At 64.9% G+C, this 24,081-nt stretch carries 35 protein-coding genes and 1 tRNA gene; 5 read left to right on the plus strand and 31 right to left on the minus strand.

Going from position 1 to position 24,081, the window contains the following annotated elements:
- Nucleotides 1–172 precede the first annotated feature (172 nt).
- The 26 genes from ABG085_RS10385 to ABG085_RS10510 form a co-directional block, all read right to left on the minus strand.
- Entirely contained in the window at nt 173–481 is a 309-nt protein-coding gene (locus tag ABG085_RS10385) for a hypothetical protein (RefSeq protein ID WP_347975669.1), read from the minus strand.
- Nucleotides 482–1,192: 711 nt separating this feature from the next.
- A tRNA-Asp gene (locus ABG085_RS10390) sits at nt 1,193–1,266 on the minus strand.
- 302 nt (nt 1,267–1,568) lie between these two features.
- A complete protein-coding gene (locus tag ABG085_RS10395; protein ID WP_347975671.1) occupies nt 1,569–1,742 on the minus strand; it encodes a hypothetical protein in 174 nt (57 codons plus the stop codon).
- Nucleotides 1,743–1,744: 2 nt separating this feature from the next.
- Nucleotides 1,745–1,918, minus strand: coding sequence for a hypothetical protein (locus ABG085_RS10400; protein ID WP_347975672.1), 174 nt, complete (start codon nt 1,916–1,918; stop codon nt 1,745–1,747).
- 617 nt (nt 1,919–2,535) lie between these two features.
- A complete protein-coding gene (locus ABG085_RS10405; RefSeq protein ID WP_347975673.1) occupies nt 2,536–3,684 on the minus strand; it encodes a hypothetical protein in 1,149 nt (382 codons plus the stop codon).
- A gap of 534 nt (nt 3,685–4,218) precedes the next feature.
- Complete coding sequence (locus tag ABG085_RS10410) at nt 4,219–4,494, minus strand: hypothetical protein (RefSeq protein ID WP_347975674.1); 276 nt, start codon at nt 4,492–4,494, stop codon at nt 4,219–4,221.
- Nucleotides 4,491–5,135 carry a hypothetical protein gene (locus ABG085_RS10415; RefSeq protein ID WP_347975675.1) on the minus strand — a complete coding sequence of 215 codons (645 nt, stop codon included), beginning with the start codon at nt 5,133–5,135 and terminating at the stop codon, nt 4,491–4,493. The genes ABG085_RS10410 and ABG085_RS10415 overlap by 4 nt, the downstream gene beginning before the upstream one ends.
- 6 nt (nt 5,136–5,141) lie before the next feature.
- Entirely contained in the window at nt 5,142–5,267 is a 126-nt protein-coding gene (locus ABG085_RS10420; protein WP_347975676.1) for a hypothetical protein, read from the minus strand.
- A gap of 3 nt (nt 5,268–5,270) precedes the next feature.
- Nucleotides 5,271–5,549: a hypothetical protein gene (locus ABG085_RS10425; RefSeq protein WP_347975677.1), complete on the minus strand. Its 279-nt coding sequence runs from the start codon at nt 5,547–5,549 to the stop codon at nt 5,271–5,273.
- A gap of 163 nt (nt 5,550–5,712) precedes the next feature.
- Nucleotides 5,713–6,732 carry a DNA cytosine methyltransferase gene (locus ABG085_RS10430; RefSeq protein WP_347975678.1) on the minus strand — a complete coding sequence of 340 codons (1,020 nt, stop codon included), beginning with the start codon at nt 6,730–6,732 and terminating at the stop codon, nt 5,713–5,715.
- 342 nt (nt 6,733–7,074) lie between these two features.
- A complete protein-coding gene (locus tag ABG085_RS10435; protein ID WP_347975679.1) occupies nt 7,075–7,452 on the minus strand; it encodes a hypothetical protein in 378 nt (125 codons plus the stop codon).
- Nucleotides 7,452–7,865 carry a hypothetical protein gene (locus ABG085_RS10440; protein ID WP_347975681.1) on the minus strand — a complete coding sequence of 138 codons (414 nt, stop codon included), beginning with the start codon at nt 7,863–7,865 and terminating at the stop codon, nt 7,452–7,454. The genes ABG085_RS10435 and ABG085_RS10440 overlap by 1 nt, the downstream gene beginning before the upstream one ends.
- Nucleotides 7,862–8,200: a WhiB family transcriptional regulator gene (locus ABG085_RS10445; RefSeq protein WP_347975682.1), complete on the minus strand. Its 339-nt coding sequence runs from the start codon at nt 8,198–8,200 to the stop codon at nt 7,862–7,864. The genes ABG085_RS10440 and ABG085_RS10445 overlap by 4 nt, the downstream gene beginning before the upstream one ends.
- On the minus strand, nt 8,197–8,472 hold the full coding sequence (locus ABG085_RS10450; RefSeq protein ID WP_347975683.1) for a hypothetical protein: 276 nt from the start codon (nt 8,470–8,472) through the stop codon (nt 8,197–8,199). The genes ABG085_RS10445 and ABG085_RS10450 overlap by 4 nt, the downstream gene beginning before the upstream one ends.
- Nucleotides 8,473–9,134: 662 nt before the next feature.
- Nucleotides 9,135–9,413, minus strand: a complete 279-nt coding sequence (locus ABG085_RS10455; protein ID WP_347975684.1) for a hypothetical protein — start codon at nt 9,411–9,413, stop codon at nt 9,135–9,137.
- Between the two features lie 10 nt (nt 9,414–9,423).
- Nucleotides 9,424–10,170: a hypothetical protein gene (locus ABG085_RS10460; RefSeq protein WP_347975685.1), complete on the minus strand. Its 747-nt coding sequence runs from the start codon at nt 10,168–10,170 to the stop codon at nt 9,424–9,426.
- A gap of 1,056 nt (nt 10,171–11,226) precedes the next feature.
- A complete protein-coding gene (locus ABG085_RS10465; RefSeq protein ID WP_347975686.1) occupies nt 11,227–11,862 on the minus strand; it encodes an ERF family protein in 636 nt (211 codons plus the stop codon).
- A complete protein-coding gene (locus tag ABG085_RS10470; protein ID WP_347975687.1) occupies nt 11,859–12,215 on the minus strand; it encodes a hypothetical protein in 357 nt (118 codons plus the stop codon). Before ABG085_RS10470 ends, ABG085_RS10465 begins: the two co-directional genes overlap by 4 nt.
- 151 nt (nt 12,216–12,366) lie before the next feature.
- Nucleotides 12,367–12,894 carry a hypothetical protein gene (locus tag ABG085_RS10475; protein WP_347975688.1) on the minus strand — a complete coding sequence of 176 codons (528 nt, stop codon included), beginning with the start codon at nt 12,892–12,894 and terminating at the stop codon, nt 12,367–12,369.
- 297 nt (nt 12,895–13,191) lie between these two features.
- On the minus strand, nt 13,192–13,554 hold the full coding sequence (locus tag ABG085_RS10480) for a hypothetical protein (protein WP_347975689.1): 363 nt from the start codon (nt 13,552–13,554) through the stop codon (nt 13,192–13,194).
- Between the two features lie 154 nt (nt 13,555–13,708).
- On the minus strand, nt 13,709–14,179 hold the full coding sequence (locus tag ABG085_RS10485) for a hypothetical protein (RefSeq protein ID WP_347975690.1): 471 nt from the start codon (nt 14,177–14,179) through the stop codon (nt 13,709–13,711).
- A gap of 73 nt (nt 14,180–14,252) precedes the next feature.
- Nucleotides 14,253–14,480, minus strand: coding sequence for a hypothetical protein (locus ABG085_RS10490; protein ID WP_347975691.1), 228 nt, complete (start codon nt 14,478–14,480; stop codon nt 14,253–14,255).
- Between the two features lie 585 nt (nt 14,481–15,065).
- Nucleotides 15,066–15,290: a hypothetical protein gene (locus ABG085_RS10495; protein WP_347975692.1), complete on the minus strand. Its 225-nt coding sequence runs from the start codon at nt 15,288–15,290 to the stop codon at nt 15,066–15,068.
- Between the two features lie 210 nt (nt 15,291–15,500).
- Nucleotides 15,501–15,677, minus strand: coding sequence for a hypothetical protein (locus ABG085_RS10500; RefSeq protein WP_347975693.1), 177 nt, complete (start codon nt 15,675–15,677; stop codon nt 15,501–15,503).
- Nucleotides 15,677–15,886 (minus strand): hypothetical protein, encoded by a 210-nt coding sequence (locus tag ABG085_RS10505; RefSeq protein WP_347975694.1) that lies wholly within the window; start codon nt 15,884–15,886, stop codon nt 15,677–15,679. Before ABG085_RS10505 ends, ABG085_RS10500 begins: the two co-directional genes overlap by 1 nt.
- On the minus strand, nt 15,883–16,308 hold the full coding sequence (locus ABG085_RS10510) for a helix-turn-helix domain-containing protein (protein WP_347975695.1): 426 nt from the start codon (nt 16,306–16,308) through the stop codon (nt 15,883–15,885). The genes ABG085_RS10505 and ABG085_RS10510 overlap by 4 nt, the downstream gene beginning before the upstream one ends.
- A gap of 222 nt (nt 16,309–16,530) precedes the next feature.
- On the opposite strand from ABG085_RS10510, the gene ABG085_RS10515 reads away from it, so the two are divergent.
- The 5 genes from ABG085_RS10515 to ABG085_RS10535 all read left to right on the plus strand — a co-directional run bounded on the left by ABG085_RS10515 (nt 16,531) and on the right by ABG085_RS10535 (nt 18,688).
- Nucleotides 16,531–16,749, plus strand: a complete 219-nt coding sequence (locus ABG085_RS10515) for a hypothetical protein (RefSeq protein ID WP_347975696.1) — start codon at nt 16,531–16,533, stop codon at nt 16,747–16,749.
- 381 nt (nt 16,750–17,130) lie between these two features.
- Nucleotides 17,131–17,346, plus strand: a complete 216-nt coding sequence (locus ABG085_RS10520; RefSeq protein WP_347975697.1) for a ribbon-helix-helix domain-containing protein — start codon at nt 17,131–17,133, stop codon at nt 17,344–17,346.
- Between the two features lie 201 nt (nt 17,347–17,547).
- A complete protein-coding gene (locus ABG085_RS10525) occupies nt 17,548–17,898 on the plus strand; it encodes a metallopeptidase family protein (RefSeq protein ID WP_347975698.1) in 351 nt (116 codons plus the stop codon).
- The gene (gene clpS, locus ABG085_RS10530; protein WP_347975699.1) at nt 17,889–18,197 is read left to right on the plus strand and encodes an ATP-dependent Clp protease adapter ClpS; all 309 of its coding nucleotides are present in this window, start codon (nt 17,889–17,891) and stop codon (nt 18,195–18,197) included. Before ABG085_RS10525 ends, clpS begins: the two co-directional genes overlap by 10 nt.
- A complete protein-coding gene (locus ABG085_RS10535) occupies nt 18,194–18,688 on the plus strand; it encodes a DUF2017 family protein (RefSeq protein WP_347975700.1) in 495 nt (164 codons plus the stop codon). Before clpS ends, ABG085_RS10535 begins: the two co-directional genes overlap by 4 nt.
- A gap of 9 nt (nt 18,689–18,697) precedes the next feature.
- On the opposite strand, the gene ABG085_RS10540 is transcribed toward ABG085_RS10535, so the two are convergent.
- The 5 genes from ABG085_RS10540 to gatA all read right to left on the minus strand — a co-directional run bounded on the left by ABG085_RS10540 (nt 18,698) and on the right by gatA (nt 24,074).
- Nucleotides 18,698–19,222 carry a hypothetical protein gene (locus ABG085_RS10540; RefSeq protein ID WP_347979169.1) on the minus strand — a complete coding sequence of 175 codons (525 nt, stop codon included), beginning with the start codon at nt 19,220–19,222 and terminating at the stop codon, nt 18,698–18,700.
- 43 nt (nt 19,223–19,265) lie between these two features.
- Nucleotides 19,266–19,586, minus strand: coding sequence for a hypothetical protein (locus ABG085_RS10545; RefSeq protein ID WP_163617309.1), 321 nt, complete (start codon nt 19,584–19,586; stop codon nt 19,266–19,268).
- An 86-nt stretch (nt 19,587–19,672) separates the two neighbouring features.
- On the minus strand, nt 19,673–20,935 hold the full coding sequence (locus tag ABG085_RS10550; protein WP_347975701.1) for a DNA polymerase IV: 1,263 nt from the start codon (nt 20,933–20,935) through the stop codon (nt 19,673–19,675).
- A gap of 95 nt (nt 20,936–21,030) precedes the next feature.
- Entirely contained in the window at nt 21,031–22,554 is a 1,524-nt protein-coding gene (gatB, locus tag ABG085_RS10555) for an Asp-tRNA(Asn)/Glu-tRNA(Gln) amidotransferase subunit GatB (RefSeq protein ID WP_347975703.1), read from the minus strand.
- Nucleotides 22,554–24,074, minus strand: coding sequence for an Asp-tRNA(Asn)/Glu-tRNA(Gln) amidotransferase subunit GatA (gene gatA / locus ABG085_RS10560; RefSeq protein WP_347975704.1), 1,521 nt, complete (start codon nt 24,072–24,074; stop codon nt 22,554–22,556). The genes gatB and gatA overlap by 1 nt, the downstream gene beginning before the upstream one ends.
- Nucleotides 24,075–24,081: the final 7 nt, after the last annotated feature.

The following is a 24,081-nucleotide window of genomic DNA, read 5'->3' on the forward strand; positions in this document are numbered from 1 at the left end:
ACCGGGCTTAGCGGTCGGACGGACCTCATACCAATTCGCCAACCACACCCGATGGTCAAGGGTCGGCTGAAACGGATCCCCGGCCGTGTCACCCTCCGGGACAACACAGTGGTTCTCAATCCACCACATACCGAGGTAGCCAAGCGAACGTGTACGAGGCGGGATCTTGTAGTCAGGCCCCTTCAACGGAGACAGCCTTCAGCCAGTCACCGGAGGACGTCTGCCGGGCAGCGGGAACAGGAACCGGAGCTGCGGCGGAACCGTCAGAGATCCGCCAGCCATTCGACCGCATCCCCGGCACGTTCAAACCGAGCTCAGCCTCCATCCGAAGAACCGCCGTCTTCAGACCAGCCGACGCCTTCTCCGCAACAGACTCGAGATACGCGCGCACATACGCCGCGACCTGAAACTTCAGGCCCAGAGCATCCCACGCAGCACCCTGCGGCTTCCGCCACAACTCATCCCACAGCTCAACCTCCACCGACAACGCGTCAGGCAGAGGGAACGCAGGGATCGTGCCGGCGAAACCAGCAGCAGGAAGGTCAACCCACTCCCGGTCAAGAGACCGATACGAGTTCGGGTCAGGTGCAGGGCCACTACGGGCACGGGCTCCACCAGAAGGCATGACATCACATCCTCAGCATCACGCTGCGCGGCATCACGCCACATCGGAACAGTCGAACATTGGTACGGTGCAGAACGTTTTGAACCCGTCTGAGGTTTTTTTCACCTCCCCGGCGGTACTTTGGCCGGTTCTGATGAAGGGTCTCCCCCCACCCCTTGACGTGGTCGATCGAACATCTGTTCAGGTGTGCCATCCACCTGGCTGATGCTGTGCTGTCTCACTGTCGTGATGTGGCTTACACAAGCCGCGTCCATGTGTTGGGTCGTTGGGGTTCATGCCACGCTCGAGTAGTTCTTTGCGTGACAGTGGGTAGTGGTCAGCAACAGTGGAGAAGTTGATGCACCCGGGGATGACGCAGATGGGGTCACGCGTGAGTACCGCAGCCCTGAAGGCTTGGTGTCCACGGGTGTTGTAACCCCGGTCCCGTGCTGTACCCCTGGCCCTGTCTGCTGCACGCCTGTGCCGTGCGCAACGTGACCCCTCAGTGGAGGGGTAGATCGTGGGGCATCCAGGTCGTGAGCACACACGCATGGTGTACCTCGGAGGTTCAGGTCGAAGGGAATTGTGCGGTACTGACCGGACTTGAACCGGCGACCTCTGCCGTGACAGGGCAGCGCTCTAACCAACTGAGCTACAGAACCAGGTGCGCAGTGAGAGGGAGGCGGGAGCGTGCCGTCGCGTCGCGTCGCACCGGCCGCCATCACTGCGTCTTCTGCGAGGGTTGCAACTCCCGGGATTTATGGCTGAGCGTCGGCGAACCGGCTTGCACAACCCAGGCACTCGCATTGTGGAGCTGCGCGGAATCGAACCGCGTGTATCCGACCACCGAAGACCTAACAAGGCGCCGAGTGGATACGGCATCTTCGGGTGTCGGGCCTTCCTGTCAGCCCCGTGGTGTGGTTTGCGTCGTCACCGCGACGAGATAGACGAGAACCCCCTCAGATCAGTCGTCCTTCTGTTGCAGCCACGCGTTGAAGCGGCGGGCCATATCCGGGGTTGGCATGATGCGCTCGCGATAGCGGTTTGCAAGATAGTGGCGCTCAGCGTCCGTCAGCCCATCGTTGCCCACCGGATCGCCCGGCTTGTAGATCCCATCCGGCATGCCGAGATCCGTCATCGCTAGTCGCCCTTGTCCGTCACGTGCTGAAGCATCCGCTCGAGGGCTTGCGCTTCCTTGCGTGCGAAGTACGCCGCCTGTGATGCGAGGATGCGGTACGTCTCCGCTTGCTCGAGGTCTCCACGGTCTGCGGCCGCTTCGGCTTTGTCTTGCAGCCGTGAGACGCGATCGTTCACCTGGCGTACTCCCACCAATACTTGCCCTGTCCGCCGATGCCCTTGTGGGGTCCAGCGTGACCGTGGGGCAGGTAGCAGTCGAGTGAGTCGTAATCGAGGACGAGTGTGACCGTGCAGGTTTCCGTTTCCGCCACTGTTAGCCCTCACCCTCAACATGCGCCTCTTGAGCCTCACCGCTTACAGGGTCGGCTTGTTCTGCGACCAGCCGGCCAATGCGGGAGTCGATGTACTCAGCCCGAAGGTTGCAGCACTCGTCCGACTCACACCGGCACATCAGGACTCCTCAGCGATGAGGTACCGGAAATCGAACACCCGGTCAGCAACCTCATGAAGGCGCTTCCAATACTTCGTGCCGTGATGTCCGCAGTACCCGAGCTCGTGGTCACCGATCTCGACGAATACGTACGCTTGCGCGCCGCACTCCTTGCCGTCACACCGTCTGGTCGCGTCAAGCATGACGACACCCGCTTTCACGCGGTTAGTGCAGTCCCACCAGACACCTACTGTCTGGTGGGACTGCTGAAGTTCCCGACCTGTCGCCCTCGTCCGCACAGTGCACTTATCAGGCTCGCTAGCCCGTTCAATCGTTCGTTGCGGGATTGACAGGTGGAAGTTGGTTACGGTTCGACGAACTCGAGCGCGTACACGCCTGAGTCCTTGACCGTGAAGGTGGTTATCGACGGTTTCGAGTGCTCGCCGGTCTTGTTCTCGAACCATGCCGAGCCGGCATCGAACATCGAACACGACACGATCGCCCGACCACGTGATTCCCGGTAACCGGGCTGGTGGAAGTGACCGTGGCACACGATCCGCGCGTCAGCCATCGGAGACCGTGTAGACGCCGCCTGATTCGCAACCCACTGCGGGATGCGGTCATACGTGCCTGCATGGTGTCCGTGAGTGAACGCAACCACGGTGTTGTCGACTGTGACGTACGTGATGACGTCATACTTCGTCGGCGGGTAGTGGAATGTCAGGTTGAACCGGTTCGGGGCGAGGAGGTTGAAGGACTCCTCGACGGTCTTGGCGATCCCGATGCCGTGGTCTGCGTAGCCGACCTTCCCCATCGCGTTACGCACCTCGCCGTGGTTCGACGGGACCGCGGCCACATGCGTTTCGCCCGCGTAGGGGGCAAGGGTCAGGATCGCCTCAGTGAGACGACGCTGCCACGCCTGCAACTGTTCCGGAAACTCCATCGTGTTCGTTGCGATCTGGTTGGGCGCCGACGAAGTGATGCCCTCAACAGGGTCACCGTTGTCCGCGATAACCAGAACACTCGGGCGCTGCTGCTTGACCTTCCAAGCCACCTTCGCAAGAGCCTGCTTGTACCGGTTGTCGAGGTCGCCGGGTCCGGTCGAGTCCGGTCCGTCCTTGCCGAGCTGACCGTCTGCGAGACACACCACCATCGGGAGGCCGGGGGTCTTAGCAGGCTTGATCGGCTTCGCCGGCCGGATCAGTGACGCGAGCCAAGCAGCCCCGGGCGACTCCTCGTCGGGCGTGATCCGCTCGAACTGGAAGAAGAACGAGTAGGTGTCTTCGCGGTCATGATGGGTCTTCGTCCACTGTGACGTCTTGCCCACGATCCTGAACGCGTCGGGATCGATGCCCGCGAGTTGGAGGAGGGTCCGTTCGTCGGACACCCTGCCGCGGACTGCGCCCGTTGCAGCTTCGCCCTTACCGGTCTCGTAGTCGAGCTCGGAATGCTTCTGGTACTTGGTGGGCGGTGTCGGCAGCGGTGCGTCGTTGAGGCGGTCCGTGAGGCTCATGCGAGACCCCGCTTCACACGCCACGCACGGAACGCCGTGTCCGACATGTCCGGGGCACCCTCGGAAACCAGTTCCTTCAACAGGGCCACATGACCCCACTCAGGGTTCGATGCGGCGTTCAGGATGACTGCCTGCTCACCCTCGGGGCGAGACTCCAACCACACATCCATGACGGATCGGCCGGGGCGGTACTTCGCTGGCGGTGCAGCGAGACGATCGATGAGTCCCATGGTCGCTCCCAATGGGTTGGGTGCACACTCCCCCGGAAAGCGCGGGGCGCGTACACAGGGAAAGTGAAAGGCGCCGACCTCAGCACCGCGTTGGCGGTCTGGCTCCGGCTGTGACGGTCACCGCGCTTAGCGAAGGCGCGTGTTACGACCGTGTTTGGGTATGGTGGCCGGCTCCTGGGCGCGGCCTTCCTCAACCGAACTACGGGGTCGCCGCTGCCGGGAGGAATGCGAAAGGCCGCTTTCCGGGCATGCGGAAGCGACCTACGTCAGATTATACACACACGAACGTTCGTGCGCAATACCTCTACTCGATCGATTCGGGGGAGAACACGAGGCCGGGGTTGAGTGCGGCATCGAATTGCAAGCGTCGCTCGTCATGCAGGCAGTCTCGACAGATGCGCATGACCCACGGCGCGCGACCGCCGTTCGCATCCGAGCCAGGCCACGCGATCGCGCGATAGTACGGCGTCCCGGCCAACATGCCTCGGCATCCGTCGTTCCGGACCTCGCATCGGTGGAACTTGCGGGCGACGACCGCCCATCCCACGTTGTCGTACTTGTCGTCAGGCAGACGGATCACGGCGTGCTCCCATCCGTGTGGTTAGGCATCTGTTCGAGTTCGTAGGCGAGTTCTCGTGCTCCCCACCTCTTGTCGCAGGCGCGGCAATGAGCCGTGGACTCGTCGATCAACGACCGGTCAGGGTTCCTAGGTGATTCGACGACAAGGGGGCGTGGGTATCGTTCCCCATCCCTCCACCACTCCACAGCACCACAGGTTGGGCAGGGGTCGGGGAGGTCTTTCTGTCGGGGTGGTTCAATCTCCCTACGGATGGATGCTTCCCAGCCGGCGAGCAGACGCACCCGCGCCGTGACGTTCTGTGGTTCCCGTTCCGTCTGCGTCCATGCCACATACCAGGCCCGCAACGTCCGCCCCGGATCACCCTTGTACACGGTTGCTTTCGCCCCATGCGCCCAATCCGTGATCTGCGAACTGATCCGCATGAACAGTTGGAGGGCGCCGGAGTTGATCGGTACCCGCTGATTCGGGAGGCTTTTGGACCCTTCCCGGGACAGGGAGAAACGGATCTCGTTCTCCAACCGGTCCAGAAGGGGCGTGTCGAACACGACACACGTGAACCGGGAATCCTGAATCGTGTGATGCAGGACCCCCGGCTTCGTCAGACTGTCAACAGCGTCGAGGAGTTCGGTGAGTTCGGTCATAGTGGGTCAGTAGTCCTTCCGTCTCGACTCCTGCGCCTCATACCAAGCCCAGTACTCTTCAGCGTCCGGGTTGTAGTCGTCGTCTTCGGGGTCGTCGGACCCGTGCGGCGGGTAGCCGGTCATGAACGTCATGCGTCAATCCCTTTCGGCTTGGTACGCGGCTTGGCAGCCTTGGCAGTGATCGAACCCGTCGTGGTCCCAAAGGTCCGCCCGCTGGAACTGGTCGAGTATCTGCTGCGGGGTTAGGCCGTCCTCACTGCGCCACCCGGAGCCGTCGTCATGGACGATGGTGACGACGCAACCAGGCTGCGCCGCCTCCACAAGCGCCTTAAACGCGACAGGATCGGTAGTGGGTGTGACGAGCGGGCCGACGATTGTTGATGCGTGAGACAGCACCACACCGAGTTCGGTCATAGTGGTTTCCCGTGGCCCTTCAACCCACAAGACGGCAGAATCGCCCCGTCAACATCCCGTGCAGTCCCCACCATCGGGTTGTCACACCAGAACGCACACGTCCACGACGACCGGGCCTCCTCACGAACACCGTCCGGGATCGGATCACGCTTCGGCTTCTTACTCATGCGGCTGCTCCTAACAAGGTCAAGGCCAGTGCGGCCTGTTGCGGTACGACGCCGTTACCGAGCGCCTTCAACTGCTGAGCGCGCGTCAACCCAACGTCCGTGACGTGGCCCTCGGGGAGGCCCATCATCCACTCCACGAACCGGGCAGAGAGTCGGTGAGCTCCGTTTCGTCCATCGGGAGCGGTTGGGGAAGGGGCCAACCTTCCGATGACGTGTTCCCACCGTCGAATCGCGGGTTCGTAGTCGCGCCAAACCGAGTCCGAACCGTCAGGTCCGTCAATGTGACGTTCGACGTGTTCGATCCCCCCGACGCTCCCGAGTCCATCGCCGTAGGCGTCGGCAGAAGGTGCTCCACCTCGTCGGCCAACGTCGGCCCGTGACCTCCCGTTTTCCGCTTGTCCGGGTGCTGAGATCCCCCGTTGATCGCGGGCTGAGCGGTCGGTGTCTTCAACAGAACCTCGCCCTGCGGCCGGTTCTCGTTCGACCGCTCCGCCCCCAGCGCGTACATCGTTTCTGTCCCCGATGCTCCACGGCTGGCCCGCGGGGTAGGCAGCGATGAAGATACGCTCCCTGCGGTGTGGAGCGCCGGCTGCGGAAGCTGGAAGGCAAACCCACCTTGTGTCATACCCGAGCTCGGCCAGGTCTCCGAGAACTCTGTCGATTCCCAGAGTGAGATGACCCCGGACGTTCTCCAGGACGACGAGGCGGGGTCGTAGCTGGCGAATGGCGTCTTTGATGTAGGGCCAGAGGTGTCGTTCATCGTCGGCTCCTTTCCTCTTCCCTGCGATGGAGAACGGCTGGCACGGGTAACCCGCGGTGAGTACTTCAATGGGCGGGAGCGTCGACCAGTCGAGGGTGGTCAGATCCCCGTAGTTCGGGATGGTCGGCCAGTGGTGCTCGAGGATCTTGGACGGCGCCGTGTCGTACTCGACATGCCACGCCACTTCCCCGCCGAGAACTTCCATAACGCCGAGGTCGAGACCGCCATAGCCGGAGCAGAGCGAACCGATCTTCATCAGATCAACCGCTCCCCGCTGGGTCCGAGCCCATTGCCCCAGTAGGCGCCGGGGCCGGGCCGGAGCGGAGCCGGGTGTGCCTGATCCCATGCGACGTTGTACCCGAGGTCGTTGACGCACCCACGGCACACCTCAATTTCGCCCTCCACCACGATTAGTTCGTGAGGTCCGGGGTCTCTCATGCGGTTCTCCTTGCGTTGGGGCAGTCGGGTCGTCCCCCCGTGAACGGGTTCCGACAGTTACCGCACACATGCGGTGGGGGTTCGGGTGCAGGGTTGAGAACAGCCGTCAACCACTCCCGCTCCTTACGGGACACCCGGTCATGCGCAAACCGGTCCATGGCTAAAAGGGCAGGTTCGGGTCTTCGGTGGCCCATGCGTCCACAGGCTCGGCAGCAGGAGCGGTACGCGCGCTCCCGGCGAGCTCCACCGCGTCGGCCCACACAACGAGGTCGTAATACGTCTTCGCCCCGTCCGCAGACTTCTTCGACTCGGTGACTTCCCGACCCTCAAAGGTGATCCGGTCGCCCTTGTTGAACCGCTCCAGGGAGATGCCCGAGTTGCGGGACACCTTGAGCGTGCGGAAGGTGCGGCCAACGGTTTCCCAACGGTCCTGGTCGTTCTTCCGGGAATGGGGTTCGGATGTCTTGAGTCCCCATGCGCCGTTGTTGCCGATGAGCACTTCTTCAACGAACGCGCTGTCTACGGTGAGCTTTGCCATTAGTCGTCTTCCTCTTCGTCGTGTGCGACTGGGCAGTCGCAATGGTGTTTGGGTGTGCCGCCGAGGAGGATGGTGAAGTCCTCGAGGCGGAGTATCACGTACTGGTCTCCCATGGACCCGCGCCCGTATCCGCGGCGTTTCGCGACAACAACACCCATGGCTGCGTCGGCGTGCCCTGCTTCGATTTGGGCTTCTGTGATCCATCCGGCGAGGTCGATGCGGTTGTGGTTCTTCGCTTCGACACAGATGGGGCCGGCGTGACTGTTGAGTCCGGCGATGTCGCCTTCGTCGCGTGCGCCTTTGCGGGCGCGGCGTTCGATGGTGCGGGTTCCGAATGCTTCCCGCCAGTAGTCGACGAGCCAGGTTTCGAAGCTGGTTCCGGCTTGACGGGCGGTGCGATGTGATCTGGTCATGCGGCGGCCTTTCGTCGGCGTTCGGTAGCGGTCTGCCCACCACGGATCGACCAGCGATCCCAGGACGGTGCGTCAGCAAGGCACATGGCGCGTACCGGGCAGGACGCGCAAATCTCCTTCGCTGCACGTGTCGGACGCCACTCGTCTTCCTCGGTCGGGAAGAACAACTCCGGGTCGGTGGTCGCACAGGCTGCGTCGTCCATCCACCCCCGGGAGACGGTGTCTTGTCCGCGCTGGGTTTTGCAGTCCATGCAGTATTTGGTGCGGATGCCGTCGTTCTTCACTTCACGTTTCAGGCCGCACCGTGGGCATGCTGCGTGGGGGTTTCCGCTCATGTGGTTCTCCGGTATCTGGGGTTTGCTTTGAGGCCGTGTGAGCGGCGGATTTGGGCGATGGTGCCGACTGTGGGCCAGACGAGCTCGGTGGCGATGTCGGCGTCGCACATGCCGGCGATGACACGGGAGCGGACGGCTTCTCGGAAGTCGCGGCCGTGGCGTTGGCGTAGGAGTTCGTCGCGGAGGACTTGTCCGGGTGTGATGCCGCGGCGTTCCGCCGTTTCCTGGATGCGCCACACGTCTTTCGGGTCCAAATCCACCTGAATCTTCACGGGTCTCCTGGTATGCAGTGAGGGCCACACCATTACGGTGTGACCCTCGGGGTATGAGAAACGGCCCCCTACCCGAAGGAAAGAGGACCGTGGAGTGGGTACGGCTGAGTGCTATTCGGCCGGTTTGGTGCACCTAGCGCAGTCGCAGTGTTCTCGGCACACGAAATGGTCGAACGCGATGACGGGACAGCCTGGGATGGCGCAGAGGATCGTCACGTCTGGCTCCGTTCGTTGTGGTCGCAGTCGGTGCAGGTACACGACACCCGCCGACAGCCTGTGTGTTCGGGTGTGGATGGGTGGGCGCAGTACCCGGACATGGTCATAGGGACACGGTGAGAGGCGGCGGCGGTCATCGCCCCGAGCCTCGAACAATCGCGTCACGGATTGCGTAGCCGAGCACGATCGCAGAGAGCACGAGAATGACCTCCATCACTGCACCTTTCGGTAGTACCTGTTGAAGTTGGTTTCATTGATCCACCGAACTGGGACACGACCACCCGGTCCCGGTTGCGCGTCGACACGCGCCCACCCCAAATAGTTCGGGGTGTTCCTGCGGGGTCTCGCGTCCACAATCCGCACCGGGGTATCGAACCGGACCCATGTGCCCGCGTACTGTTCCAGCAGGTGTCCGCGGGCCGTGAGCACCGCATCAGACATGCGCCTCACGACTCCACCTCCTTCAACTCTTTCAGCCGGCGCACTTCAGCCCAGTACGCCTTGATCCCCGTCTCGGAGAACACATGCTTCTCGGGTTCCAGTTGCCGGCGAATCCTCGCTTCACGCTCCCGCGCCTCCAACACGCGACGCGCGTTACGAATCACATGCACCGGCATCAACCAGTCCGACGACTCCCGGTAGTGCAGGGTCGCGGCCTCCACAGCCACATCCAGGTCCACCCGTTCAAGATCCTTCGCCCACACCGCAGCAACCGCCTGATCCACGGTCCTACCGTCACGGGCTGATGCCAGCGTCAATAGCTGGAACGCTTCCCTGAGATCCATTACCGAACAACCTCCTGTACTCGGCCGCATTCACAGCGGCTTTCGACTGCTTCGGTCCGTGACGCTGCTGGTCACGTTCCGCGAACCCCTGCTGCTTCCGCATGCCGTTGTGCCAAACCGATTCCCAGTCCTTCATCGCCTTCCCGACTCCACGCCAGTAGTCGATGAACTCGGGGAGCACCTTGTCGATGTCGACGAGGGGGACGTTCTCTGCCGCCCACTGCCTCATGCGATCGGTGATGGTGAAGTTGGCGGGGATGGGGTGAGCGCGCTTGCGCGGACTATCTCCTTCGTTAGAAGGAGATATCTCTATCCCTGTCTCTATCTCTGTTGGCGTGTGTTGGCTCGTGCTCAACACCTGTTCAACATGTGTTCGACGTTTGTCGGCACTTGCCCGCCCTGCACGGCTCCGTTTCTCGGTCAGCGCGTCCCGGTCAGCCTTCGTGAACTGATGCTCCGCGTAGTCCCGCAGCACGTACTCGTCACCGTCGCGGAACATGAGCGGTCGGGTGGGGTGTGAGGCGCACAGCTCGTCCAACGCGGCGGTCGGCCACATGAACTCGGCGTCGGCAACCTCTATGCGCCCGTCTGATTCCCTGACCCTCGAGTACCCGTTCGCTTCGATGAACGTTCGGAACGCGGAGTCGGACAGTCGCGACACTTTCTGGTGTGTGGCGAAGTCGATGGGGAACGTCATGTACAGGCGTGAATCACGTGGCATTCAATCCCCTCTCTCGGGGTTGCTGACGGGGTAGTGGTTGAGCGCGAACCGCACCGCGGCAAGGTCAACCGAACACACCTCGTTGATCTCTTCGACGGTCCACCCGTGCTGAATCCACAACGCGCGGATCGCGACATCTCTCTGCGGCCGCGACGGGCCTGCCGCGTAGCCAATGAGCGTTTCTACCCACGGGTCGTCGCGGCCGGGATATGACTCTGACGACATAACTGGCCTCCCTCAGAAATCGGGTTCAGGTTTGACGTCGACCACTCGCCCGTCGTCGACAAGCCACATCAGGGTTCCCCGGTACAGGACCGGGCGGTGTTTCGGGTTCTCCCAGGAGTTGCAGGACCATCCGAGCTCGCCACCCTCAGCGGAATGCGCGACACCGTGGCATCCCTCTTTGGCGTTGTTCCCGAACCCGCACAGGTGCAACAGATTGGAAACCTCGTGCCCTCCTCCGCGAGAACGAAAACGACGATGATGAACCTCGGTTGCGCGTGCTTTCCCGCAGCCCTCGCATACGGAGCCGGATCTCTCTTCGACGATGCGGCGGTTGCCGGGAGGGATAGGTTTCGCGCGACTCATAGCGGGATGAACTTGACGAGGGTGAACGAGTGGGTCTGACGGCACCCGGGGACGCAGACAAGCTTCTGATGCGGCAGCGTGGACGCCACCCATGCCGCGCACATCATCCGGGATGCCCCGCAGGGTGCGACGACAAGGAACGCTGCGGGCTCGTCAACCACGTGGCCGGATGTCCCGGTTCCGTGGGCTCGCGCTTCACACCTCGGTTCGAAGTCGAGGTCGTCGAGGACGGTCGTGTCTTCGTCTACTCGGGGTGCGTCGAGGACGTTCACGGCAGGTCTCGCATGACGTTCGCGGCACCGTTGGAGATCCGCGCCCACAGGAGCGCCTTCCGCATCGCGTCGGTCCAGTTCGGGAACCAATCAGTGGTCTCCGACGCCCTGTACCTGACGCCCCAAGGGTCTGTGAGGCGTGTCTTGGAGTGGAAAACTCTGGGCTTGGACATCACGACTCCTTCGGGGGCTCAGCTGCGGCCCAGTGGTCTACGAGGGACGGCCCGAGCTCGGCGCGCTTCGCTTCAAGTGCGGTCCGCACCCGGTCGATACCGTGGATGCCGAGTGACCTCGCGTGCGTCTCGATCTTGTCCAGCAGTTCAGGGGTCGTGGCCTTGCCGATGGCCACGACAGCGTCTTCGATCCTGTCGGCCGAGTCCTGCACCCGGGCGGCGCGGGTTTGGCGAGGTGCGGCACCAGGCCCCTTCGATGCGGCGTTCCCGTCGTCGTCCTCGTCCGGTGCAATCCCGGTCACGGCAGACAGTGTGTACCGCTTCGCGTAGGTGACAGCGGACCCCATCTGCTGCGGGGTTGCCTTCTCTGGGTCGGGCAACGGCCATGAACCCGTGATGCTGTCCCCCGACGTGTGACGCAGCTCGTACTCGAGCACGAAACCGTCATCACTGACACGGGGCGTGGTGATCCATGCGAGACCCTGTTTCGCGAGGGCCGGGAGGACCACGGACACGATGTCTGCCAGGTCCGCGTACTTAGATTTGAAGGCCGGGTTGGTTGATCCCTTCCCGACCTTCGGCAGTTCCGTGTGGAACGCTGTGAGTGCTTTCGCAAGCTGGCTTTCGTCGCTCATGGTGTCTCCTTGGCGAAGTCGTAGAGGCAGTGGTCGCAGATACCGGTGGCGTCCACGACAACGCGCCCGTCTCGGGGGCAGTCGGCGGTGATCTTCGGATCTGCGGAGAACAGGGGGTGGAACACGGACCGGTCACCACGGCGAAGTTCTTCGACAGCTTCCGCTTCCGTGAGGGTTTCCCACTCGGCAAGCCGGTTGAGGACCCATTCGGCGCCGGCTGTGAACGCTGTACGCACCGCGGGACCGTAGAACGCATACGACTTGGTGGTCTTCCAGTCCTCGAACGCCCACGCAATGTCGGGGTGTTTGAAGGTGCGGTCCACCTCGTCAACGACCATGGCCGACCAGTTCACGACTCCTCCTGGGGGTGTGTGGTGAAGTATTCGCGTAACGCGGTGACCGTCGGGTGTGACAGGTGGACACCGGTCCAAAGGTCACCCGGGTATTGGAAGGTGACGTACTGGGGGGTTTCGATGACCGTCACCCCGTTCGACGCCGTGAACTTCATGAGTCGTCGTCCTCGGGGTAGATGCGGCGCCCGGCTCGGATTTGACGGTGGCGGGGTCCGTAAATTAGCCCGGTGGCGACCTCCCTGAAATCGCCGAGCAATAGCACTTCGTACGGTGCCCGGTGCCCGGTGGTCTCGGAATCTTCGACGTCAAGGACCCATATCTCGCCGGGCTTGGCGTCGTGCCAGGGCTTCGGTTCAGGGTGAGTGTCGAAGTACGCCTGAGCAGCACGCGCGCGATCGGTTGTGATGCTCGCGACGGATGAGACGCGCGGGTAGAAGTGGGCGCTGGGTTCCCGCTCGTCGAGGACCATCACGTCTCCGTCGTCATCGGGATACATGACAAAGTCGGGGTTCTCAGGCCAGCGCCACCGTCCGAGGCGTTCGTCTTCCTCAGCACGGAAGAACTCAGTCAGCGCGGGGTAGTGAGTGCCCCACCGGTCGAAGTACGCAAGGGTGTCAACCTTGAGTGTGTCGCCGTCCCATTCGACCTTCACGCCGTTGCGTGCGGTGTATTCGTTCACAGGGTTACCTCCACGATGATTTGGATGATGATGACGGCGACGAACAGCCAGCCGACAATCACAAGGACGTTCGGGCCGCGTCGGCGGGCACCCTTCACGGGGGCGGCTTCACCCATAGGGCCAAGATCAACAGGACGGTTCACGACGCGCTCCCGTGGTCCTGCTCGATGTGTTCGGCGTGCTTGGCGACGCTCGAGTCCCACGACACCGACTCGCCCAGTTCCTCACCGCATGAGCACGACGCCAGGAGCCCGCGGCCAGTGACGGTGATAATCAGCGCTTGCTCAGTGGGACGGTTCACGACGACACCGGCTCCCACTGGCCAGACCGGCGACGACGGACCACGATGTCGGTGTCTTCGACGCGTGCGGCGTGCGCCGCCTCGTATGTCGGGAATCCCATGTCGCCGTTAGCGCCGGAGCCGTAGGTGTACATCTCGCCGTCGTCGAAAACTTCGGCATATCGGTATTCCCACTCGTCGGCGGGCGTCGTCTGGCGGCTGAGGCGTGCGTACTCTTCCGGGTGACCAACAAGCCACTCCACCGCCGCAACCCACGCATCCCGTTCAGCGATGAGGATCAGGTTCGTGGGCTCCCCGAAGTTCATCGGGAGGGACAGGTAGGCGTTTGCGGCGGCGGCGACGGCAGGGTCAACGCTCATCGGTTCCTCCGGTTCGGTGAGAACAGCACGGTCAGGGCCGCGTGGGTTATGAGGGCTACGGTGAGCCCGTAGAGGATGGCGTGGCGGATGGTGTGGTTGCGTTCACGGTGTATCCATCCAGGGCGACCGTTCACCCACGCGGTTAGGTCGCGCTTCATGTCCGCGGACGGCTGTTGAATGCCTTCGCGAGGCGATCGGCGACGGTGAGGCTGACGGCCCATGCGATGTTGCTTTCGATGTCCCACCACGCGTCGGTGCGGACAAACTCGCGGGCTGTTCCCATGAGAACTTCATCGAAGTGGGTCCACTCCTTACCCCGGAACGGTCCGCGGTACTCGGTGCCCGCCGCCCACTCCTCCATCGGCCCCACGGCCCCACGCACACCCTCGTGGCCGACGAAATACACGTCGTGCTGCGCCCCCGCGATACGGACCCGGGCAGGCTCTACGACGGCGGGGCATTCACGCATCTCCTTGAGAGCCTTGGGGATCGCGCCCCACTCGAACTCCGATGAGCCCATGTAGTCGAGGGTGAAGTACCCGTCGAACCCGCGCGTGTTGTCGATCGGGTTGCGGGACTCGAGTCGCTGCACGAGGTAGAAGGTGGCGGTGTCAATCGTTCGCATGACAGCTTCCTTTCGGTTTGTGTGTTGTGGGGTTCGGTACCCCCTGGCCGAACCGAACCCCACAAGCTGCGTCTCAGTGGGTGCTGAGATAGCGGGTCCGACCCGCCGCGATCTTGACCGCCCGCTCGGCGTCACTGAGCGCATCCCAGATCGCATGGCGCTCCTCGGCGGCACGGCGCCGCGCCCACTTGCCGCGGAACGCGTTGCGCGTGGCAACCGCGCCTTCATGTGCCTCGCTCGTGCGGTGGCGCCGGCTGAACCAGCCCGCTTCCTTCGCTTCCTTGCGCGTGGTGTATGTCATGGCAGTCCCTCTCGGTGGTGATGGTTGGTTGGTGTCCTGCCGCGACTTGTACGCGGGTGTGTGCCATGCATCTCAGGACCGCGCGCTTTCCCCAATGGACCGTCGACCGAAGCCCGCCACTGATATGGGTACGTCCCGCGCTACGCCTTTCACCGATGGACCGTCACCCCGAGGGGTCGCCACTGAAACGGGTACTCCGCGTCATGTATCAGGACCGCCGTAGCGGTCTCTGGAAAGTTGATGGTTCCCTTCGACAGAAACCTCCACCGCAGCAGTGCACCCCCACCGTGAAACTTGGGTGCAGCGCCAGCGCTCGCTTGGCGATGGTCAATAACCGTTCGCAGTCCTCGTAGCCGGGAGTTGGTGTTCCTGGGCGGTCCCCGTGATGGGGCTGTTACTACTGCGAGTGCTGTTCACCCCTCCGCTGAGCGGGCTAGGGGTACTGCATCCGGGCGCGCCGGATAGTGCCCGGGTCGCGTGTGACGGCGACGGGGGCCAGTAGAGCTGCGGGTTACTCGAGCTCTGGGATGTCCGTGGGCAGTGGCGGGTCTTCTGTGAGGATGTCCGGAACAGGACGAGACGGAATCATCGGACATCCTTTGCGGCCTCGAGAGCAGCACGCATGGGCGCGTAGTCACCGGGTTCGATGACAGGAGCGGGGTCGTAAGCCTCCCAGAGCGCGTGCACCGCAGCTTCGACCTGTGCGTCGCTCACCGAACCCCGGAAGAACCCGGGGAATATGGCCACCGCGGCGGTCAAAAACAAGACCTGGAAACCCATCCCGGCGATGAACCATGCAAGGTCGCTCATCGTCCCGCCTCTCCGTCAAGCCGCTTACCGCGGATCACAGAACGCGCGAAGTCCCGAGCGGCAGCATCCGAGGTGAGCATGACCCCAGGACCAGTCGCCGGCACCGCAGCCTCGCTCGCGTCCCAACCGGCGTTGAACACGCACTGCACGAACTCCTGCTCCAACTCATCCAACGGCCCCAGGGTGGCGAGGAGTTGACCGAACGCGAACTCACGATCCGACATCCGACTCACCCGCCTTACGGACCGCCGATTCGCCGACACTGTCCATCCAGTTGTCGAAGACGCGGAGGGCTTCACCGGCGCTCATGCCCCGTTCGGTGACGGCGTAGATTTCCCACGCGCACCGGATATGGCGGGTCATAGCCCGCTGGATTCCGTCAGTCATCACACACCCCCCATGTGGTCAACGTCCGACTCAAACCTGGGCCGGCCCTGTACGGTTTCGTGCTGCCGGTGCTCAACCAGCAAATCCACGGCGAGCAGTGCAGCCCCGATACCGAGCGGCACCCACCCATCCACCCCGAAAAACACAAGGGTGGCGCCGAAGAAGAACAGGAACCCGCCAGCGATCGCATTCAACGCACGGAACATCACGCCACCCGCTTCCGTGAACGGGACCGCGCGGACTGAGCCCACGGGTCAACCTTCGGAGCCTTGACGTGCTCCTTCACCTCAGACGGGAAGAACCGCCAAACGCCCTTCATCTTGAAACCGGGGATGTCGCCGCCCCGAACCATCCGGTAGATGGTGTCGGTCGAAACTCCCAGCATTGAGGCGATCTGCGGGATACCTACCGCGACTTCTTCAGTCCCATGAATGAGAAACGGAAGGTCGCATCCGAGGGTGTCTGCGATGACCGCAGCGTCCTCAAAGGTGAGGTCTTGTGAGCCGTCTACGATGACGGCGTGGATCTTGTCAGCATGGATTCCCGACGCCTGAGCCAACCAGTCGTAGTCACGACCCTGGGAGGTGAGGAGCCGGCTGATCTGCTGAGCCGGGAGTGCGGGAGTTCTCATAAATGAGAATGTACGCCCCGCGGAGTCCGCTGTCTACTGCCTGATACGGCAGATCTGTGGAACTTCGGATTCTCACAACTGAGAATCTGATCCGTTGGAGGTTATAGCACGTATCAGCCTCAGAATTGCGAACTCTTAGGCACTGTGACGCTAGACTCAACCGCTATGGGGACCGCTGGACGCCGAGACTTGGCGCGCGCTCGCGCCATAGAACTGATGCGGATGATCCGCGAGAACATTGCTAATGACGATCGAGTGAACGTGACGAGCGCGGCGGAAGAGGCCGGCATGTCCCCGAAGACGTTCTACAGGTGGTTGAAGACTCCGCCGCAGAAGTTGGACATCATTCAGGTGGCAACCCTGGCGGACTACCTACACAACACCTACGGTCACCAGAACTTCGCTGCCCTTTGGCGCGACGTCGAGGCGCGTATCAAGTAGCTCAGCGAACTCGAGCATGGTCAGCGTGCATTCGTGACCCGGCTTCTTCGCCGGACAGATCAGCTCGCAGGTTAGTCCGATACCGCATACGCCCATGTGGTCCCCCAGGATGACGCTTCCCCGTTTGCCTGGACGGCGCACGGTGCGTCCCGGGGAGCACTCTGAGGCTAACCCGGCAGTCGGACACTGCGGGCGGTGAATTCGTACAGACGTGTCCCCCTTTTGGGGGACAAATGGCGCTTTTTGTGTAACGATTTGGATACTTCGCTAGCCAACCTTCGTCAACCGGTCATCTGTTCATACAGATGTGTGCTATCGAGACGCATTTGAAGGGTGTATGAACACCGGGGTACCCTTGCCTGATGGGGAGGAGGTATCTGTATGAACAGCGAGCCCACCGGTGGCAGACTGTCGCGTATGCCGAATCAGCCCGCAACGACAATCCGCGGCATCCGCATACCCGACGAACTGTGGGAACAGGCGAAGGCGATCGCGCACGATGAAGGATTCGCGAGCGCGAGTGAGATGGTCCGCGACTGCCTTGAGCGGCGCGTGGCAGAGCATCGCAAGAAGCTGGACCATGCTGGAGAGACGTAGGCGTGCCTACATATGGCCCATCAAACCTGCATATTTCTGCCTAGGAGTGGGATGACCCCGGACCCCGGTTTCCCGCGTAATTCCGCGGATCTTGCCCGTTTTGCCACCCGGTGCGTAACTGGTTCGAGTCCCGTTACTCACCCCAAATTCGTTCGAATGGGGCGCGTCTCACGCGCCCCATTCGCGTAGAAGCGGGGCATCATGATGGAGATGGATGCCGCGACGTTCGAGCAGCTGGTGACCGACGAGCTGGACGCGCTCCCCGACGACATGGTCGAGGGCCTCGACAATGTCGTCTTCGTCGTCGAGGACCGACCCGAGGACGGCAGCCTCGATCTGCTGGGACTGTACGACGGGTGGGCGCTGACAGAGCGCGAGCGCTACGGCATCGGCGAGCTGCCCGATCGCATCATCGTCTACCGCGAGCCGCACCTGGCGGCCTGCGACGACGAGGATGAGCTCCGCGACGAGGTGCACACGACCTTGGTGCATGAGATCGCCCATTTCTACGGGATCGACGACGACCGTCTGCATGAGCTGGGGTGGGCCTGATGACCCCGGTGGCAGCTCCCACCGTCGACCGTGAGGTCGACATCGCTGAGCGGATCGACCCTGCGCGGCCCTGGCAGACCGTCGTGTGGGACGACCCCGTCAACCTCATGAGCTACGTCACCCATGTGTTCCGCGAGTACTTCGGCCTCCCCCGCGCCGAGGCCGAGCGTCTCATGCTCGCCGTGCACAACGAGGGTCACGCGGTGGTCGCTCAGGGGGCACGGGAGCAGATGGAACTGCACGCCCAGGCGATGCACGACTACGGATTGTGGGCGACCGTGCGACAGGAGCCGTCATGACCGGCAGGACCGTGGCGATGGAGATCACCCGGCTGGAGGCTGCGCACCTCGCGAGCCTGGTCGGGCAGTTCACCGAGCTGCTCCGGGATTCGGCTCCCGAGGACGGCGATCCGGCGCTCGCCCGGCTCGTGCCCGCCGCCTACTCCGACGACGCGGAGGCAGCACGCGAGTTCCGTGCGCTCACCCAGTCGGACCTGCTCGATCGGCGGGCCGCCGACGCGACCGTCGTCCTCGCCTCTCTGCAGGACGCGGCGCGGATTCCCGAGGATCCCGAAGACCCGGCGCTCCTGGAGCAGGTCGAGATCCGTCTCGAGTATCCTTCGGCGCAGGCCTGGCTCCGCACTCTCGCGGCCGTGCGGCTCGTCCTGGCGACCCGGCTCGGCATCGAAGCGGAAGACGACCACGACGTCAGCGACCCCCGTTTCGGCATCTACGACTGGATCGGCTACCGGCTGGACGGCCTCGTGGCCGCGCTCGATCGCGACGGCTGACGAGCGAGGTCAGGGCACCGGGAAGACCAGCGTCGCGAGGCGCATCGGGTCGTCGCGCGCGACGTGCCGCTGCTCCTGCCGCGCCCATCGCTCCCAGTGCGGGCGGAATGCCTCGCCGTCGCGCGCGAGAGCACGCTGCTTGCGCGACGCGGCGGGTGACTCCAGCCACACCCGCACGTCCCCGAGGCGCGCCGTCGCGGGCGTGAGCAGACCGGCGCCCTCGACGATCAGCGGCAGCGAGGGGTCGACCGCGTGTGCCTCGGCAGGCTCGCCCACCGTCCAGTCCCAGCGCTGCCACACACCGATGAGCCCACGCGCGTGCGGTGTGAGGATCAGCTCTCTCGCCAGCTCCACGCCGTCGTCGAGGCCATCCCAGCCCGGGTAGATGGAATCCAGCGCCACGACCTGCACGCGCCCGCGCAGCGGCCACTGAGCGACGAGCGCACGCGCCAAGGTGGACTTGCCGGCACCGCTGCGGCCATCGATGAGGACGACCGGATTGGATGCCGCGACCCCCGCGATCGCCGTGGTGATCCGGTCGACCGCGACGGCGAGCGAGGTGCCGACCGCGTCAGGGCTACTTCTTGAGAGCGCGGATGACACGGCTGAGCGCGCGGCCGGCGAAGAACACGAACGGGACCGCGACCGTGAGCAGCGCGATGAGGTTCGGCTCGAAGCGAAGGTCGTCGCCGCGGCGGATGTAGGCGCCGACCGGGATCGCCCAGCCGCCCCCGCCGCCCCCGCCGTTTCCCGCCTCGTCGGAGCCGCCGCCGAAGCCCGACCACGTCAGGGCGACAGGGATGATGCGGACGCCGTCGACGTCCTGCTGCTCGCCGTATGCGCTCTTCACGCCGAAGGAGGCGGACTGCTGGCCGAGTTCGAGTGCGATGTTGGGCATGGGTCAACGGTAGCGGGCGCGGGCGCTCCGGCACAGCCGCCGCCGCAACACCGTGCAGAGGCCGGGAGAACGCACCTCCCGGCTCGTCAGCCCTGGTCGAGCCGGGGGGCCGGTGGACTCGTGGGAATCGTGCCGCCGCCGCGCGTGCCGAGAAGGGTGGCGCGGGTGACGGCGCCGCGGCCGAACTTCGCCGCCGCGCCGTCGAGCGCATCCTCGATGCGCCGCCAGCCGGCGTCGTCATCCCACAGCGTCGGCGCCGCCGCTCCGGCGGGACGCAGCTTCTCGGCGCGGACGCCGATCAGCCGGACAGGCAGGGCGCGATCCACCGATGCGAACAGTTCGAGCGCGGCATCCCCGATCCGCTGACCCACGGCGGTCGGCTCGACCAGGGTCTGCGAGCGGGAGATCGTCGTGAAATCCGCGAAGCGCACCTTGATCGCCACCGTCGAGGACTCCCAGCCGTGGCCGCGCAGCCGCGCGCCCACCCGATCGGCGAGCCGGCGCAACTCCGAACGCAGGACCGCTGTGTCGGCGATGTCGTGGTGGAACGTCTCTTCGTGGCCCACGCTCTTCTCGACGCGCCCGGTGTCCACGTGGCGGGCGTCGATGCCGCGGGCCAGATGCCAGACACGATCACCCATCGCGGCGCCGAGCGCTCGATCGAGCACCTCGCGCGGCGCCTCCAGGACGTCCGCGATGGTGCGGATGCCCCGGCTCTCGAGCGCCTCCGACGCCTTCGGGCCGACGCCCCACAGTGCGCGGACCGATCTCGGAGCGAGGAACGCCGCCGTCTCGGCCTCCGAGATGATGAGCAGCCCATCGGGCTTGCTCAGCGTGGAGGCCATCTTCGCGACATGCTTGGTCGCGGCGACGCCGATGCTGCAGGTCAGTCCGGTCTCGTCCAGGACACGCTGCCGCAGCATCCGTGCGATCGATCCCGGGCTTCCCCACAGCCGTCGCGCCCCCCGGACATCGAGGAACGCCTCGTCGATCGACAACGGCTCCACGAGAGGCGTGACGTCGCGGAAGATGCGCATGACCTGCGCCGACATCTCCAGGTACCGCTCGAAGTGCGGGAGCACGACGATGGCCGTCGGGCAGAGCCGAAGCGCCTGACCAACCGGCATCGCCGAGCGGACGCCGAAGCGACGAGCTTCGTAGGAAGCGCTGGACACCACCGATCGGCCGTCGGGCGCACCGATGATGATCGCCTTGCCGCGCAGCGACGGGTCGTCGAGCTGCTCGACAGACGCGTAGAACGCGTCCATGTCGACGTGGAGGATGCCGGCGCCGGTGTCGTCGGCGCCCTCGGGCGAGACGACGCGGCCGGATCCGTCACCACGCCCCATGGGTCGATTCTCGCAGCAGCCACCGACATGGACGAGAGGGCGCACCCGAACGGATGCGCCCTCTCGCCGACCCGTCGGCCGCGACCGGTGCGTGACTAGGCGCCGGGAGCGCTCGCCCGCTCGAGGACGAGCTCGCGCACGCGTGCGGCATCCGCCTGTCCCTTCATCGCCTTCATGACGGCGCCGATCACCGCACCGGCGGCCTGCACCTTGCCGTCGCGGATCTTCGCCAGCACGTCGGGCTGCGAGGCGAGCGCCTCGTCGATGGCCGCGATGAGCGCCCCGTCGTCGGAGACCACGGCGAGCCCGCGAGCGTCCACGATCTCCTGCGGCGACCCCTCGCCGGCGATCACGCCTTCGAGCACCTGACGCGCCAGCTTGTCGGTGAGCGTGCCCGCGTCGACCAGCGCCTGAAGCGCGGCGACCTCGGCGGGCGTGGTCATTTCGGACGCCTCGCGCCCCTGTACCTTGGCGAGGCGCGCGATCTCGCCGGTCCACCACTTGCGTGCGGACGCGGGTGACGCGCCGGCCGCGACGGTCGCCGCGATCTCAGGGAGGATGCCGCTGTTGGCGGCGTCCTGGAACTCGAGGTCGGTGAAGCCCCACTCCGTCTTCAGCCGGCGGCGGCGTGCGGCCGGCGGCTCGGGAAGCGCGGCGCGGAGCTCCTCGATCAGCTCGATCGGGGGCGCGACGGGCAGCAGGTCGGGCTCCGGGAAGTACCGGTAGTCGTCGGCGTCCGACTTCGGACGGCCCGGCGACGTGGTGCCGGTGTCCTCGTGCCAGTGCCGGGTCTCCTGCGTGATGGTGCCACCCGCGGCGAGGATCGCCGCCTGACGCTGGATCTCATAGCGCACCGCCCGCTCGACGGAGCGCATGGAGTTGACGTTCTTCGTCTCGGTGCGGGTGCCCAGCTTCTCCTGGCCACGCGGGCGCAGCGAGACGTTCGCGTCGCAGCGGAGGTTGCCGCGCTCCATCCGGGCTTCCGAGATGCCGAGTGCGATCACGATGTCGCGGATCGTGGCGACGTAGGCCTTCGCGATCTCCGGCGCGCGGTGCTCGGCGCCGAAGATCGGCTTGGTGACGATCTCGACCAGCGGCACGCCCGCGCGGTTGTAGTCGACGAGCGAGTACTCGGCGCCCTGGATGCGGCCGGTCGAGCCGCCGACGTGCGTGAGCTTGCCGGCATCCTCTTCCATATGCGCGCGTTCGATCGGAACCGTGACGATCTCGCCGTCGGCGAGCTCGATGTCGACAGAGCCCTCGAAGGCGATGGGCTCGTCGTACTGCGAGATCTGATAGTTCTTGCCGAGGTCGGGGTAGAAGTAGTTCTTCCGCGCGAAACGGCTCGACGGGGCGATCGAGCAGCCGAGTGCGAGCCCCAGGCTGATCGAGTAGCGCACCGCCGTCTCGTTGACGACGGGGAGCGCACCCGGCAGGCCCATGTCGACGGGCGCGACGAGCGTGTTGGGCGCGGCGTCGTGATTGGCCGAGTTCGCGGGGTTGGCGGCAGCCGAGAACATCTTGGTCTCGGTGTTGAGTTCGACGTGCACCTCGAAGCCGAGCACGGGCTCGAAGAGCTCGAGGGCCTTGTCGAAGTCCAGCAGCTTGTCCTTCGCCATCAGCGGACGCCTCCGTTCGCGCCGAGGGCCGGGGCCCTGTCCAGGAGCGGGCCGCCCCACGAGTCGACCAGCAGCGCTTCGAGCGCCGCACCCACGCGATACAGGCGCGCATCCTCGTGCGCGGGCGCCAGGAACTGGATGCCGACCGGCAGGCCGTCTTCCGCGGCGAGGCCGGACGGGATGGAGATGCCGGGCACGCCCGCGAGGTTCGCCGGAATCGTCGTCAGGTCGTTCAGATACATCTGCAGCGGGTCGTCGATCTTCTCACCCAGCCGGAACGCCGTGGTCGGCGCCGAGGGCGTCGCGATGACGTCGACCTGCGCGAACGCATCGTCGAAGTCACGCTGGATGAGCGTGCGGACCTTCTGCGCCGACCCGTAGTAGGCGTCGTAGTATCCCGCCGACAGCGCGTAGGTGCCGAGGATGATGCGGCGCTTCACCTCGTCGCCGAAGCCGGCGTCGCGGGTCTTCGCCATGACGTCTTCGACGGTGCCGCCCGGCACCTCGACACGCAGGCCGAAGCGCACGGAATCGAACTTGGCGAGGTTGCTGGATGCCTCGGCCGGCAGGATCAGGTAGTACGCGGCGACGCCGTACTCGAAGTGCGGCGCGCTGATCTCGACGATCTCGGCGCCCTGCGCCTCCATGGCGGCCAGTGCGGTGCGGAACGACTCCGACACCCCGGCCTGGAAGCCGCTGTCGGGAAGCTCCCGGATCACGCCCACCTTGAGGCCCTTCAGCCCTTCACCCGTGGCGCCCTCGCGGGCGACCGCGGCGAAGGACGGCCACTCGTGCGCCAGCGACGTGGAGTCGTGCGGGTCGTGCCCGCCGATCACGTCGTGCAGGAGCCCGGCGTCGAGCACGGTGCGGGCCACGGGGCCGACCTGATCGAGGCTCGATGCGAGCGCGATCGCGCCGTAGCGGCTGACGCCGCCGTAGGTCGGCTTGATGCCGACCGTGCCGGTCACGTGCGCAGGCTGGCGGATCGACCCGCCCGTGTCGGAGCCGAGCGCCAGGGGCGCCTCGAACGCCGCGACCGCGGCCGCCGAGCCACCGCCCGAGCCGCCCGGGATGCGGGTGAGGTCCCAGGGGTTGCGCGTCGGACCGTACGCGGAGTGCTCCGTCGAGGAGCCCATCGCGAACTCGTCCATGTTCGTCTTGCCGAGCGGGACGAGGCCCGCGGCGCGCGAGCGCGAGACCACGGTCGCGTCGTAGGGCGACATGTAGCCCTCGAGGATCTTCGAGCCGCTCGTCGACGGCATGTCCGTCGTCACCAGGACGTCCTTGATGGCGAGCGGCACGCCGGCGAGCGGGCCGAGGTCGTCACCGGCCGCGCGGCGGCGGTCGATGTCGGCCGCCACGTCGAGCGCGTGCTCGTTGACGTAGAGGAAGGCGTGGACGTCGGCATCCACCGCCGCGATGCGGTCGAGGTGCGCCTGCGTCGCCTCGACACTGGACACATCGCGGGCGGCGAGCTTGTCTGCGAGCGCAGCAGCGCTCAGCTTCGTGAGATCGGTCACGTCGGGG

Origin of the sequence: Microbacterium sp. ProA8 (genome assembly GCF_039905635.1) — a bacterium.
GTDB classification, from domain to species: Bacteria; Actinomycetota; Actinomycetes; order Actinomycetales; family Microbacteriaceae; genus Microbacterium; species Microbacterium chionoecetis.